The sequence below is a fragment of the Streptomyces sp. NPDC107546 genome (genome assembly GCF_055639175.1).
On the sequence record NZ_JBVKBA010000053.1, the window covers coordinates 15,780 to 30,464 of the forward strand.

General features: G+C 70.1%; 9 protein-coding genes. 6 read left to right on the top strand and 3 right to left on the bottom strand.

The genetic code is table 11. From position 1 onward, the window contains the following. Positions 1-30 precede the first annotated feature (30 nt). On the bottom strand, positions 31-609 hold the full coding sequence (locus tag ACZ7L1_RS36990; protein WP_471443815.1) for a GNAT family N-acetyltransferase: 579 nt from the start codon (positions 607-609) through the stop codon (positions 31-33). Between the two features lie 319 nt (positions 610-928). Between ACZ7L1_RS36990 and secA the strand changes: the two genes are divergently transcribed. After that, positions 929-3,739: a preprotein translocase subunit SecA gene (gene secA / locus ACZ7L1_RS36995; RefSeq protein WP_471443817.1), complete on the top strand. Its 2,811-nt coding sequence runs from the start codon at positions 929-931 to the stop codon at positions 3,737-3,739. Positions 3,740-3,816: 77 nt separating this feature from the next. On the opposite strand, the gene ACZ7L1_RS37000 is transcribed toward secA, so the two are convergent. Beyond that, positions 3,817-4,446 carry an Rv3235 family protein gene (locus ACZ7L1_RS37000; protein ID WP_471443819.1) on the bottom strand — a complete coding sequence of 210 codons (630 nt, stop codon included), beginning with the start codon at positions 4,444-4,446 and terminating at the stop codon, positions 3,817-3,819. Between the two features lie 286 nt (positions 4,447-4,732). Between ACZ7L1_RS37000 and ACZ7L1_RS37005 the strand changes: the two genes are divergently transcribed. Together ACZ7L1_RS37005 and ACZ7L1_RS37010 are read left to right on the top strand one after the other, a co-directional pair. Further along, the gene (locus ACZ7L1_RS37005; protein ID WP_471443831.1) at positions 4,733-5,248 is read left to right on the top strand and encodes a DUF6912 family protein; all 516 of its coding nucleotides are present in this window, start codon (positions 4,733-4,735) and stop codon (positions 5,246-5,248) included. Between the two features lie 67 nt (positions 5,249-5,315). Further along, complete coding sequence (locus ACZ7L1_RS37010) at positions 5,316-5,981, top strand: HAD family hydrolase (protein ID WP_471443821.1); 666 nt, start codon at positions 5,316-5,318, stop codon at positions 5,979-5,981. 100 nt (positions 5,982-6,081) lie between these two features. On the opposite strand, the gene ACZ7L1_RS37015 is transcribed toward ACZ7L1_RS37010, so the two are convergent. Beyond that, positions 6,082-6,648, bottom strand: a complete 567-nt coding sequence (locus ACZ7L1_RS37015; RefSeq protein WP_471443823.1) for a DJ-1/PfpI family protein — start codon at positions 6,646-6,648, stop codon at positions 6,082-6,084. Between the two features lie 624 nt (positions 6,649-7,272). Between ACZ7L1_RS37015 and ACZ7L1_RS37020 the strand changes: the two genes are divergently transcribed. The 3 genes from ACZ7L1_RS37020 (at position 7,273) to ACZ7L1_RS37030 (ending at position 14,506) form a co-directional block, all read left to right on the top strand. Further along, positions 7,273-12,213 carry an NAD-glutamate dehydrogenase gene (locus tag ACZ7L1_RS37020; protein WP_471443825.1) on the top strand — a complete coding sequence of 1,647 codons (4,941 nt, stop codon included), beginning with the start codon at positions 7,273-7,275 and terminating at the stop codon, positions 12,211-12,213. Positions 12,214-12,425: 212 nt separating this feature from the next. Continuing rightward, positions 12,426-12,935: a GtrA family protein gene (locus ACZ7L1_RS37025; protein WP_471443827.1), complete on the top strand. Its 510-nt coding sequence runs from the start codon at positions 12,426-12,428 to the stop codon at positions 12,933-12,935. After that, positions 12,935-14,506, top strand: coding sequence for a hypothetical protein (locus ACZ7L1_RS37030; RefSeq protein ID WP_471443833.1), 1,572 nt, complete (start codon positions 12,935-12,937; stop codon positions 14,504-14,506). Before ACZ7L1_RS37025 ends, ACZ7L1_RS37030 begins: the two co-directional genes overlap by 1 nt. The last annotated feature ends 179 nt before the right edge of the window (positions 14,507-14,685 follow it).

A 14,685-nucleotide genomic window follows, 5' to 3' on the forward strand; every position in this document is an offset into this window, starting at 1 on the left:
CAACGCGGGACGAGCTGTGAGAGCCCGCGCCTACGGCGCCGGCGCCGGTGCCGGCAGATACGCCGCCGTCGACGGCAGGCCCACGTCCGAGGGCAGCAGGGAACCGACCCAGCAGTCCCGACGCACCCCCTTGTTGTTGATCGCGGACCGCAGCACCCCCTCGATGGTGAAGCCCGCACGCTCCGCGACCGCCCGTGAGCCCGCGTTGCCGACCTCGGCGCGCCACTCCACGCGGTCGACCGACAGGTGGGTGAACGCCCAGTGCGCCGCGCGGAGCGTGGCCTCGGTGATGTAGCCGTTGCCCCGGTGCTCCTTCGTCGCCCAGAAGCCGACCTCGGCGACGCCGAGCGAGCGCATCGTCAGGCCGAGCATGCCCACCAGCTCCCCGGAGGGAAGGAAGACACCGAACGTGAACATGGAGGCGTCCCTCCAGCCGTCCGGCGCGATCTGCTCGACGAACAGCTCCGCGTGTTCACGCAGATACGGCGACGGGATCGTGGTCCAGCGCTGGATGTCGGGGTCCTGGGCTGCCGCGTACACCGCGTCGGTGTCCCGGGGGCCGACGGTGCGCAGCAGGAGCCGTTCGGTGGTCAGGGTGACGGGGTCCATCGCTTGATTCTGCTAGGGCCCCCGCCCGGCCGCCATGATTTTCCGCGTCATGCCCGGCCGCGGTCGCCGTTGGTGGCCGGTCCCCTGCGCCCCGGTCCGCACCCGCCACGCCGTCGTCCGCGCCTGCCTCGTCACCTCGTGACTGCGCGGTTACTTTTCGTGGCAAGGACGCGGCACCTTCCGCCACGCCCGTCCGTTGTCCTAGTGGCTGTCGGTGGCAGACCTCCCGGTGCGGCGGGGTCCTCGCTTACGATGGCCGTTGCTCAAGCTGTCATTTAACCGACCGTCCCAGGCCCGACCGGCAAGGAGACAAACCCCCGTGTCCGTCCTCTCGAAGATCATGCGTGCAGGCGAAGGCAAGATCCTGCGCAAGCTGCACCGCATCGCGGACCAGGTCAACTCCATCGAAGAGGACTTCGTCGACCTCTCCGACGCCGAGCTGCGGGCCCTCACCGATGAGTACAAGCAGCGGTACGCCGACGGCGAGAGCCTCGACGACCTGCTCCCCGAGGCCTTCGCCACCGTGCGCGAGGCCGCCAAGCGCGTCCTCGGCCAGCGGCACTACGACGTGCAGATGATGGGCGGCGCCGCCCTGCACATGGGTTATGTGGCCGAGATGAAGACCGGTGAGGGCAAGACGCTGGTCGGTACGCTCCCCGCGTACCTGAACGCCATTTCCGGAGACGGCGTACACATCGTCACGGTCAACGACTACCTGGCCGAGCGCGACTCCGAGATGATGGGCCGCGTCCACAGGTTCCTCGGTCTGTCCGTCGGCTGCATCCTCGGCAACATGACCCCGGCCGAGCGCCGCGAGCAGTACGCGTGCGACATCACCTACGGCACGAACAACGAGTTCGGCTTCGACTACCTCCGCGACAACATGGCGTGGTCGAAGGACGAGCTCGTCCAGCGCGGGCACAACTTCGCGATCGTCGACGAGGTGGACTCCATCCTGGTCGACGAGGCCCGTACACCGCTGATCATCTCCGGTCCGGCCGACCAGGCCACCAAGTGGTACGGCGACTTCGCCAAGCTGGTCACGCGGCTGAAGAAGGGCGAGGCGGGCAACCCGCTCAAGGGCATCGAGGAGACCGGCGACTACGACGTCGACGAGAAGAAGCGCACGGTCGCCATCCACGAGTCCGGCGTCAGCAAGGTCGAGGACTGGCTGGGCATCGACAACCTCTACGAGTCGGTGAACACCCCGCTGGTGGGCTACCTGAACAACGCGATCAAGGCCAAGGAGCTCTTCAAGCGCGACAAGGACTACGTCGTCATCGACGGCGAGGTCATGATCGTCGACGAGCACACGGGCCGCATCCTCGCCGGCCGCCGCTACAACGAGGGCATGCACCAGGCGATCGAGGCGAAGGAAGGGGTGGACATCAAGGACGAGAACCAGACGCTCGCCACGATCACCCTGCAGAACTTCTTCCGCCTGTACAAGAAGCTCTCCGGCATGACCGGTACGGCGATGACCGAAGCCGCCGAGTTCCACCAGATCTACAAGCTCGGCGTCGTCCCGATCCCGACCAACAAGCCGATGATCCGCAAGGACCAGTCGGACCTGATCTACCGCACCGAGGTCGCCAAGTTCGAGGCGGTCGTCGACGACATCGCCGAGAAGCACGAGAAGGGCCAGCCGATCCTGGTCGGCACCACCTCGGTCGAGAAGTCCGAGTACCTCTCGCAGCAGCTCAGCAAGCGCGGCATCCAGCACGAGGTGCTGAATGCCAAGCACCACGAGCGCGAGGCGGCGATCGTCGCCCAGGCCGGGCGCAAGGGCGCCGTGACGGTCGCGACGAACATGGCCGGCCGTGGTACCGACATCAAGCTCGGCGGCAACCCCGAGGACCTCGCCGAGGCCGAGCTGCGCCAGCGCGGACTCGACCCCGAGGAGCACATCGAGGAGTGGGCCGCGGCCCTGCCCGCCGCCCTGGAGAAGGCCGAGCAGGCGGTCAAGGCCGAGAAGGAGGAGGTCGAGGCCCTCGGCGGCCTCTATGTCCTCGGCACCGAGCGCCACGAGTCCCGCCGTATCGACAACCAGCTGCGCGGTCGCTCCGGCCGTCAGGGTGACCCGGGCGAGTCCCGGTTCTACCTCTCGCTGGGTGACGACCTGATGCGCCTGTTCAAGGCCCAGATGGTCGAGCGCGTGATGTCGATGGCGAACGTCCCGGACGACGTGCCGATCGAGAACAAGATGGTCACGCGCGCGATCGCGTCCGCCCAGTCCCAGGTCGAGCAGCAGAACTTCGAGACCCGGAAGAACGTCCTCAAGTACGACGAGGTCCTCAACCGGCAGCGCGAGGTCATCTACGGCGAGCGGCGCCGCGTCCTGGAGGGCGAGGATCTGCAGGAGCAGATCCGGCACTTCATGGACGACACGATCGACGCGTACGTCGCCGCGGAGACCGAGGAGGGGTTCCCGGAGGACTGGGACCTGGACCGGCTGTGGGGCGCCTTCAAGCAGCTCTACCCGGTGAAGGTCACCATCGAGGAACTGGAGGAGGCGGCCGGTGACCGTGCCGGTCTGACCGCCGAGTTCATCGCCGAGTCCATCAAGGACGACATCCGCGAGCAGTACGAGCAGCGCGAGGCCCAGCTCGGCTCCGAGATCATGCGTGAGCTGGAGCGCCGGGTCGTGCTGTCGGTGCTGGACCGCAAGTGGCGCGAGCACCTGTACGAGATGGACTACCTCCAGGAGGGCATCGGCCTGCGCGCCATGGCGCAGAAGGACCCGCTGGTCGAGTACCAGCGCGAGGGCTTCGACATGTTCCAGGCCATGATGGAGGGCATCAAGGAGGAGTCCGTCGGCTACCTGTTCAACCTGGAGGTCCAGGTCGAGCAGCAGGTCGAGGAGGTTCCCGTCGAGGACGCCCAGCCTTCCCTGGAGAAGGAGGAGGCCGTGGCCGCCCAGGCGGCCCGCCCGGAGATCCGCGCCAAGGGCCTGGAGGCCCCGCAGCGGCACGAGCGGCTGCACTTCTCCGCGCCGACCGTGGACGGTGAGGGCGGCATCGTCGAGGGTGACTTCTCCAGTGACGGCGAGCCGGTCCGCTCGGAGGCGGACGGCCTGACCCGGGCCGAGCGCCGCAAGCAGGCCAAGGGCGGGCGCCGCCGCAAGAAGTAGCAGCGTCGCGTGGTGAGGGGCCGGGCACCCGAGGGTGCCCGGCCCCTCACCGTTCCCACGTCACGGTTCTTGTCAGGTCACACGCCGTCCCCGTGCGGAGCCCGCGGTCCGCCCAGTTCCACCGCCGTGCAGCGCCAGCGGTGGTCCCGGCCGCATTCCAGGCGGAACGCCATCGCGCGGAGCTGGTCGCCCGCGCCGATACGGGCGAATGCCTCGATGGCGCCGGGGCGCGGGATGTAGTAGCCGATGTCGCGGACCACCGGGCGGGTGCCGCGGGTGCGGAGCGGGCCGCGTTCGGCGAGCCGGGCCAGGTCGTCGTAGGCCCGGCCGACGGTGTGCCGAAGCATGCTGTGCACGGGCCGCTGACCGCTCAGCACGGACAGCAGGCGGTCGGCGAAGACATCGGTGGGGCGGACGTGCGGCAGGGGCCTGAGCGGCCCCTGGGCGGCCTGCTCGCGCGGCGGTACGGCAGTCGCCGACGCGGCACTGCCCGGCGCCGCACTCGCCGCCGTGGCGCCTGTCGACATGGCACCTGCCGGCGTGGCGGACGGCCGCTGGAGCGTCCTGGTCCGCGACGGGCCCTGGCCCGGTTCCGCGCGACGTGGCGTGCTGCCCGGGCGGCGCGTGTCGTGGCGGACCGGAGGGCGGGCGCCCGGGGCGGGCTTCGTCCTGGTCATCGCCTGGTTCCTGGTCATCACCTTGTGCATGGCGGATCCCCGTTTCGCGAGGCCGGTGAGTACCGGTCGGTAACTTCTTGGGGATCTTGTACGGGTCGGGCGACCGCCCCGCAACGAGGCCGGGAGCCTGCCGCGCGGACCGGAGAGTTCACCTATCAGGGTGAGAGGCGGGCCGAAGTCCCGGCGACGGCCCGGGTTCACAGGGTGAGCCGTGCCGGCCCCGGTTGACGCCGCCCGGGTGCACGGGCGGGACCCGAAGGGGGACGCCCGCACGTATCCTGAGGTGACCCCTGACCGACTACGAAAGCGGCTCGCCATGCGCGTCTACGTCCCCCTGACCCTCTCCGGTCTCGCCGAGGCGTACAAGACGGGCGAGCTGGGCGCCGATCCGGTCGTCGCGTACGCCGTCACGCCGGCGCTGCGCGAGTGGTACCTCTCCGACGACATCGAGGAACTGGAGTACGCGGCGCTGAGCCGGGCCGCCCTCGCCTCCCTGCGCCTGCTGGCGGCCGACCCGGGGACGCCGCGGCGGCGGGTCGTGGTCGCGGTCGACGTCCCCGACGGCGCGGCGACCACCGATCCCGACCGCGGACTCGACCCGGCGGCGCTCGGCGAGGTGCGCGTCGCCGGCCCCGTGCCGCTGGCCAAGGCGGCCGCGGTGCACGTCGACGCGTCCGACGCGGAGCCGGACGTGACCGCGGCGGCGGAGGCGCTCGAGACGGCCGACCGCGGGGACGACGACGCGCAGTTCGTCGTGGACGGCGCCGAGGACCACGAACTGCTCTGGTACGCCACGCAGGAGATCCCGAACCTGCTCGGCTCCACGGACTGATCAGGCGTTCTCCCGGCCGCCGGGCGCGCACCGGTGATTGTCGGTGCCGCCGGGTACGTTTCATGGCATGGGGACGTACGGAAGCGCGCACATTGTGTGGGACTGGAACGGGACGCTGTTCCATGACAATGACGCGATCATCGGGGCGACGAACGCGGCGTTCGCCGAGCTGGGTCTGGAACCGATCACGCTGGAGCAGTACCGGGCGCTGTACTGCGTGCCGGTCCCGAGGTTCTACGAGCGGCTGATGGGCCGGCTGCCTACGGACACCGAGTGGCAGCTGATGGACGAGGTCTTCCACCGGTACTACGCGGAACACCGCATCCGCTGCGGGCTCACCGAGGGCGCGGTGGAGCTGCTCGCGGGATGGCGGTCGGCGGGCCGCAGCCAGTCGCTGCTGAGCATGTACGGGCACGAGGAACTGGTCCCGATGGTCCGGGCGCTGGGGATCGAGGCGCACTTCGTACGGGTGCAGGGGCGCACCGGACCGTCCGGCGGCAGCAAGGCGGAGCACATGGTCCGCCACATACAAACGCTCGGCGGCGTGGATCCGTCGCGTACGGTGGTGATCGGGGACGCCGCGGACGACGCGGTCGCCGCCCGCCACGTCGGGGCGCGGGCCGTGCTGTACACCGGCGGTTCCCACAGCCGCGCCAGCCTCGAGGAGGTCGGCGTGCCGGTGGTCGACACGCTTCAGGAGGCGGTCGCGGAGGCGGAGCGCCTGGCGGCCTGAGGGACCTCGGGGAGTGCCCGAGCGCTTCGCCGGTGCCTCGAAGGGCGGCCAACGGCGGAAGGGTGCGGCGCCCGGCGGGCACCGCACCCGGGTGGTGGGCTCAGGTCACCGGCGCCTTGGCGCGCAGGACGGTCAGGAACTCCCGCATCCAGCCGGAGTGGTCGGGCCAGGCCCGGGACGAGACGAGCGTGCCGTCGACGACCGCCTCGGTGTCCTGGAAGTCGGCCCCGGCCGCCTGCATGTCCAGCTCCAGGGCCGGATAGGCGGTGACGCGCCGTCCGCGCAGGGCGTCCACCGCCGCGGTGAGCAGGGGACCGTGGCAGATCTGGGCGACCGGCTTGTCCGTGTCGAAGAACGACTTGAGGATCTTGCGGAGTTCGGGGTCGTTGCGGAGGTATTCCGGGGCGCGCCCGCCCGGGATCACGACGGCGACGTAGTCCCCAGGGTCGACTTCGGAGAAGGCGAGGTCGGCGGGCCAGCTGTAGCCGGGTTTCTCGGTGTAGGTGTCGAAGCCGGGTTCGAAGTCATGGATGACGAAGCGGAGCTGCTTGCGGGTCGGGGCCGCGATGTGGACCTCGTAGCCCTCCTCCCGCAGGCGCTGGTACGGGTAGAGGACCTCCAGTGATTCCGCCGCGTCGCCTGTGACGATCAGGATCTTCTGCGTCATGGTGGCCGCGCTCCCCTCGATGGTGCGGACGGCTGCGTCGGGTTGCTTCTGGCAACGTGCCTCGGCCGCAGGCGCTTGCCAAGGGGCCGCGCACTGCCCGGCACTGCCTCCTGGCGGCTCACACAGCCGGTAAAGCCATGCTCGCACCGTGCGCCCTGCACGGCATCGCCCTCGGTGCCCCTGTGCAGAACGTCAAAGTTGGGCCCCCTGTTTTGTACACATACGGCTCATGACGTGCCCCCCACGGGGAGCGATAGCCTTGTGGCGTGATCAGCGCGATAGCTCGCGGGGACGTCGTCGTCCCTGCCCTGCGCCCGGGGAGCACGGACCACCTCCGTGACCGGGCGGCGGTCGCTGGTCTTCACAGGCGGGGCCGGTCGGACAGGGCGCCGCAGGCGCCCGCCGGGGCAACCGGGGCGCCGGGGACGCGGAAGGCGCCGAGCGCGTCGATAACAGCGTCACAGTCGCCGGGAGCGCCGGAAATGGCCGATAACCCCCCGCACTTCTCTCCATGCGGCATAGCGTCGAAGCAGACCGGACACCCCGCGTCGCGGCGTTACGTCGGAGAAGAGACCGTACTTCCTTCTACGTCACGCAACGGCGCGCGACAGGAGCCAGAGGACAATGCAGACCAAGCTGGACGAAGCCAAGGCCGAGCTGCTCGAGAGGGCCGCCCGGGTAGCTGAGAACAGTCCGGTGGGGGGGCACCTACCGACCGGGACGACGGACGAGGGCACCCCGGACCGGGAGACCGTGCTCGCGTTCCTCCAGCGCTACTACCTGCACACCGCCCCCGAAGACCTGACCGACCGCGACCCGGTGGACATCTTCGGCGCCGCCTTCTCGCACTACCGGCTGGCCGAGACGCGCCCGCAGGGCACGGCGAACGTGCGCGTGCACACCCCGACCGTCGAGGAGAACGGCTGGACCTGCAGCCACTCCGTCGTCGAGGTCGTCACCGACGACATGCCGTTCCTCGTCGACTCCGTGACGAACGAGCTGTCCCGCCAGGGCCGCGGCATCCATGTCGTGATCCACCCGCAGTTCGTCGTCCGCCGCGACCTGACCGGCCAGCTCCTCGAGGTGCTGCCCGACGCGCCCGGGGCAGAGCTGCCGCACGACGCGCACGTCGAGTCGTGGATCCACGTCGAGATCGATCGCGAGACCGACCGCTCCGACCTCAAGCAGATCACCTCCGACCTGCTGCGCGTCCTGTCCGACGTCCGCGAGGCCGTCGAGGACTGGGAGAAGATGCGGGACTGCGCGCTGCGCATCGCCGAGAGCCTCCAGAAGGAGCCCGTCCCCGACGACCTGCCGCAGGCGCAGATCGAGGAGGCCGGAGAGCTGCTGCGCTGGCTGGCCGCCGACCACTTCACCTTCCTCGGCTTCCGCGAGTACCAGCTGCGCGGGGACGACACCCTGGCCGCCGTCCCCGGCACCGGGCTCGGCATACTGCGATCGGACCCCCACCACGCGGCCGAGGACCAGCACCCGGTCAGCCCGTCCTTCGAGCGGCTGCCCGCCGACGCCCGCGCCAAGGCGCGCGAGCACAAGCTGCTGGTCCTCACCAAGGCCAACAGCCGCGCCACCGTGCACCGGCCCTCGTACCTCGACTACGTCGGCGTGAAGAAGTTCGACGAGAACGGCAACGTCGTCGGCGAGCGCCGCTTCCTCGGCCTGTTCTCCTCCGCCGCCTACACCGAGTCCGTGCTGCGCGTGCCGGTCGTCCGGCGCAAGGTCGACGAGGTCCTCTCGGGCGCCGGGTTCTCGCCCAACAGCCACGACGGCCGCGACCTGCTCCAGATCATGGAGACCTACCCGCGCGACGAGCTGTTCCAGACCCCGGCCGACGAGCTGCGCTCCATCGTCACCTCGGTCCTCTACCTCCAGGAGCGCCGCCGCCTCAGGCTCTACCTGCGCCAGGACGAGTACGGGCGCTACTACTCCGCCCTCGTCTATCTGCCGCGCGACCGCTACACCACGGGCGTCCGGCTGCGGATCATCGACATCCTGAAGGAGGAGCTGGGCGGCACCAGCGTCGACTTCACCGCCTGGAACACCGAGTCGATCCTGTCCCGGTTGCACTTCGTGGTCCGGGTCCCGCAGGGCACCGAGCTGCCGGAGCTGTCCGACGCCGACAAGGAGCGCATCGAGGCCCGGCTGGTGGAGGCCGCCCGCTCCTGGACCGATGCCTTCAGCGAGGCGCTGACCGCCGAGCTCGGCGAGGAGCGCGCCGCGGAGCTCCAGCGCCGCTACACGAACGCCTTCCCCGAGGGCTACAAGGCCGACCACACCCCGCGCGCCGCGGTCGCCGACCTCGTCCACCTCGAACAGCTCACCGACGAGGAGGGCGGCAAGGACTTCGCCCTCAGCCTGTACGAGCCCGTGGGCACCGGCCCCGGCGAGCGCCGCTTCAAGATCTACCGCAAGGGCGGGTCCGTCTCCCTGTCCGCCGTGCTGCCGGTGCTCCAGCGGATCGGTGTCGAGGTCATCGACGAGCGGCCGTACGAGCTGCGCTGCCAGGACCGTACGACCGCGTGGATCTACGACTTCGGTCTCCGGCTGCCCAAGGAGGTGGCCGGCAACGGCGACTACCTGGGCGACGACGGCCGCGAGCGCTTCCAGGACGCGTTCGCCGCGGTGTGGACCGGGCAGGCCGAGAACGACGGGTTCAACGCGCTGGTGCTCAGCGCCGGCCTGACCTGGCGGCAGGCGATGGTGCTGCGCGCCTACGCCAAGTACCTGCGCCAGGCCGGGTCGACCTTCAGCCAGGACTACATGGAGGACACCCTCCGCAACAACGTCCACACCACCCGGCTGCTGGTCTCCTTGTTCGAGGCGCGGATGTCGCCGGAGCGGCAGCGGGCCGGCCTGGAGCTGACCGATGCGCTCCTCGAGGAGCTGGACCTCGCCCTCGACCAGGTCGCCTCGCTCGACGAGGACCGCATCCTGCGCTCCTTCCTCACCGTCATCAAGGCGACGCTGCGCACCAACTTCTTCCAGGAGGCGCACGGCGGCAAGCCGCACGACTACGTCTCCATGAAGTTCGACCCGCAGGCCATCCCGGACCTGCCGGCGCCGCGCCCGGCCTACGAGATCTGGGTGTACTCGCCGCGAGTCGAGGGCGTGCACCTGCGGTTCGGCAAGGTCGCGCGCGGTGGCCTGCGCTGGTCCGACCGGCGCGAGGACTTCCGCACCGAGATCCTCGGCCTGGTCAAGGCGCAGATGGTGAAGAACACCGTCATCGTGCCGGTCGGCGCGAAGGGCGGTTTCGTCGCCAAGCAGCTGCCGGACCCGGCCCAGGACCGTGATGCCTGGCTCGCGGAGGGCATCCGCAGCTACCGCACGTTCATCTCGGCGCTGCTCGACATCACCGACAACATGGTGGCCGGCGAGGTCGTCCCGCCGGTGGACGTCGTGCGCCACGACGGCGACGACACCTACCTGGTGGTCGCGGCCGACAAGGGCACCGCGACGTTCTCGGACATCGCCAACGAGGTCGCCGAGAAGTACGACTTCTGGCTCGGCGACGCCTTCGCCTCCGGCGGCTCGGCGGGCTACGACCACAAGAAGATGGGCATCACCGCCCGCGGCGCCTGGGAGTCCGTCAAGCGGCACTTCCGGGAGCTGGACCTGGACACCCAGTCCGAGGACTTCACGGTCGTCGGCATCGGTGACATGTCCGGGGACGTGTTCGGCAACGGCATGCTGCTCAGCGAGCACATCCGCCTGGTCGCGGCCTTCGACCACCGGCACATCTTCATCGACCCGGACCCGGACGCGGCGACCTCCTACGCCGAGCGCCGCCGCCTGTTCGAGCTGCCGCGCTCGTCCTGGGCGGACTACAACACCGAGCTGCTGTCGGCAGGCGGCGGTGTGTTCCCGCGCACGGCCAAGGCCATCCAGGTCAACGCGCACATCCGCGAGGCGCTGGGCATCGAGGGCAAGGTCACCAAGATGACCCCGGCCGACCTGATGCGGGCGATCCTCAAGGCACCGGTGGACCTGCTGTGGAACGGCGGCATCGGCACCTACGTCAAGGCCTCCACGGAGTCGAACGCGGACGTCGGCGACAAGGCCAACGACGCGATCCGCGTGGACGGCAAGGACCTGCGCGTCAAGGTCGTCGGCGAGGGCGGCAACCTGGGCCTGACCCAGCTCGGCCGGATCGAGTTCGCCCAGCACGGCGGCAAGATCAACACCGACGCGATCGACAACAGCGCGGGCGTGGACACCTCCGACCACGAGGTGAACATCAAGATCCTGCTCAACTCGGTCGTGGCCAACGGCGACCTCACCGTCAAGCAGCGCAACCAGCTGCTCGCCGAGATGACCGACGAGGTCGGCGCCCTGGTGCTGCGCAACAACTACGCACAGAACGTGGCGATCGCCAACGCCCTGTTCCAGTCGAAGGACATGCTGCACGCGCAGCAGCGGTTCATCCGCTACCTGGTGCGTGAGGGCCACCTCGACCGGGCGCTGGAGTTCCTGCCCACCGATCGGCAGATCCGTGAGCGTCTCACTGCCGGAGCGGGCCTGACCGGTCCGGAGACGGCCGTCCTGCTGGCGTACACGAAGATCACGGTGGCCCGGGAGCTGCTGGACACGCCGCTGCCCGACGACCCGTACCTGCGCAGCCTGCTGCATGCGTACTTCCCGACCGCGCTGCGCGAGAAGTTCCCCGAGCAGATCGACAGCCACGCACTGCGCCGCGAGATCGTGACGACCGTCCTGGTCAACGACACGGTCAACACGGGCGGTACGACCTACCTGCACCGTCTGCGCGAGGAGACCGGCGCCTCGCTGGAGGAGATCGTCCGGGCGCAGACCGCGGCCCGCGCGATCTTCCGCTCCGCGCCGGTGTGGGACGCGGTGGAGGCCCTGGACAACAAGGTCGACGCCGCGGTGCAGACCCGTATCCGGCTGCACTCCCGCCGGCTGGTCGAGCGCGGCACGCGCTGGCTGCTCAACAACCGGCCGCAGCCGCTGCAGCTCACCGAGACCGTCGCGTTCTTCGCCGAGCGCGTCGAGCAGGTCTGGAGCGAACTGCCGAAGCTGTTGCGCGGCGCGGACCTGGAGTGGTGGCAGAAGATCTACGACGAGCTGACGGGCGCCGGCGTCCCGGACGAACTCGCCACGCGCGTGGCCGGGTTCTCCTCCGCCTTCCCGGCGCTCGACATCGTCTCGGTGGCCGACCGCATGGGCAAGGACCCCATGGACGTCGCCGAGGTCTACTACGACCTCGCCGACCGCCTCAGGATCACCCAGCTCATGGACCGCATCATCGAACTGCCGCGCGCCGACCGGTGGCAGTCGATGGCCCGCGCCGCGATCCGCGAGGACCTGTACGCGGCCCACGCGGCGCTGACGGCCGAGGTCCTGGCGGCCGGCAACGGCACGTCGACGCCGGAGCAGCGCTTCAAGGCCTGGGAGGAGAAGAACGCGGCGATCCTGTCGCGGGCGCGCACGACGCTCGACGAGATCTCGAACTCGGACTCGTTCGACCTCGCGAACCTGTCGGTGGCGATGCGCACGATGCGGACGCTGCTGAGGACACACAGCTAGGGCCGGTGTGACGATGGGGCCGCCCCTCGGTGAGGGGCGGCCCCATGCGCATATCCCTCGATCATGCCCGGGCTCGCCCGTCGGCTAACCTAGTCTGACGCTTTCTTGCCAAGGCCTGGGGAAGTCCAACCTTTCGTTCTACTCGCCTCTGTTGGACGGGACGTTTGGAGCAGGTTTGGCGTGATCGTCGGACGAGTGGAGGACCCGTACCCGTGTCTGTGAACCTCACCGAGCAGCGGCCCCTGGCCGCTCGCCCGGTTGCCGAGACCGTCTCTCTTGCCCCAGTCCCGGCGCTCGCCCGGGTGCGGCGGCTGGCGGTCGAGGTCATCAAGTTCGGGGTCGTCGGCGGCAGCGGTGTCGCGGTCAACATCCTCGTCTTCAACGCGCTGCTGCAGGGTCTGGCATGGGCTCCGATGACGGCGACCGTGCTCGCCAGCGTCGTCGCCATGGGCACCAACTACCTCGGCTTCCGCTTCTTCGCCTACCGCGACCGGGCCTCGCGCACCCGGCAGCAGATCGTGCTGTTCTTCGTCTTCAGCGGGGTCGGCGTGGTGATGGAGAGCCTGCTGTTCTACGTCGGCTACCACGGCCTCGGCATGAACGGGCCGATCGGCTCCAACGCGGCGAAGACGCTGTCGATCCTGCTCGCGTCGGCGTTCCGCTTCCTGGTGTACCGGACGTGGGTGTTCCAGCACGGAACGAAGCAGGGCGCTGCGGCATGATGAGCGTCACAGTGAAGGGAAGCAGAGGGGTCGGCGGGGCTGGAGGCGGTGCCGGGAAGCGGCCCGGGCGGTCCTGGAGCCCGCTCGCGGCCGTGCGGACGCCGGACGGCAGGGCCGGTGTGGCGCTGTGGGCGGTGGTGGCACTGCTCGTGGTGCTGATGCTGCTGGTCATCGTGCGGCTGCCGTGGGACGGGGACCTCGGCATGCACGCGGCGACCGTGGGACGGCTGCGGCACCGGCTGCTGGACCCCGGCAATCCACTGGTCGACGAGAACACACCGAGCCCGTACTACTCGCCGTGGATGCTCTTCCTCGGTGTTGTGGCCCGGGTGACCGGTCTGTCCGTCTGGGTGGTCCTGCGCATCGGCGCGCTGATCAGCCTGACGCTGCTGGTGACGGGCGTGTGGCGGTACGGCCGCACGCTGAGCGCGCAACGTGTCGCGCCGCCGCTCGCCCTGCTGTGCCTGGTGTTCCTGTGGGGCACCGAGGTGTTCAAGTGGAGCGGCTTCCTGGGGCTGAACTCGCTGGCGCTGACCGTGTCGTACCCGAGCGTGTTCGCACTGGGGCTGGTCTTCCACTTCTGGGCACTGCTGACGCGGACGCTGAAGACCGAGGGCGGCTGGGTGGCGTTCCTCGGCCTTGGCGCGCTGTGGGCGGTGATCCTGCTCAGCCACCAGTTCACCGGGGTGGTGGGGACGCTGGGCGCGCTGGCCGTGGTGGTCGGGGCGCGGGCCGGACTCAGGATCTGGCTGCGCCTTGCCGCCGGGCTGGCGCTGGGCGCCGTGATCCTCGCGCTCTGGCCGTACTACGACTTCTTCGCACTGTTCGGCGCGGGCAGCCTGGAGGAGATCCACCGCTCGCTGTACCAGGATCTGTTCGCGCGGTTCGGCCTGGTGCTGCTCGGAGTGGTGGCGCTGGCTGTGCGGGCGCGGCGGGACCGTCTGGACCCGCTGGTGCTGTTCTTCGTGCTGGGTGTACTGGTGTTCGGCCTGGGCGGCCTGACGGGCCACTACTCCTGGGGACGGACGCTGCCGGCGGTGCTGATCCCGGCGCAGCTGGCGGCCGCCGTCGAGGTGGCCGGGGCGGCGCGGGGCGCGCTGCGGAACGTGGCGGCCGGGGTGCTGGCAGTGGCGCTGCTCGTGGGGGCGTGGACGCAGGTCCAGACGGTCGGGTACGTGACGGGGCGGAGTGCGCTGCCCGAGGTGGTCGCGGAGAAGTACCGGGACCCGTGGGTGGGGTACCACTGGATCACGCCCTGGGTGCGGTACGGGGACGTGGTGATGGCGAAGACGATTCCCTCGCGGCAGATCCCGGCGTACGGGGCGTACACGGTGGCGCCGGGCTACCCGGACTTCTTCCTGCCGGACGAGGGGCGGCGGGACGCGGCGGTACGGACCTACTTCGCGGCCGGGTCGTCGCGGGCCGAGCGGCTGGAGGTGCTGCGGAAGTACGGGGTGCGGTGGGTTGTCCAGCGCCGGTCGGACGGGGGCCTGCCGACGGGGGACGGGGCGCTGCGGAAGGTGGCCTCGGGGCCTGGAGGCCAGGTCCTGTACGAGGTGGTGGAGCGCTAGGGGGCTCACCCCCAGCCTGTCTGAGGGGCCCCTGCCCGAAGAGCTCGGGGGAGATCGAGGACAAGGCCCCGTTCAGGCCGAGGCGGGGTGACGAGGGGGCAGACCCCAGGCCCCCGCTCGATCCCCCCTCCGTTCGGGGTTGTTGTTTCCTCCTGGTTGCCTTCTTCTTCTTCTCCCGC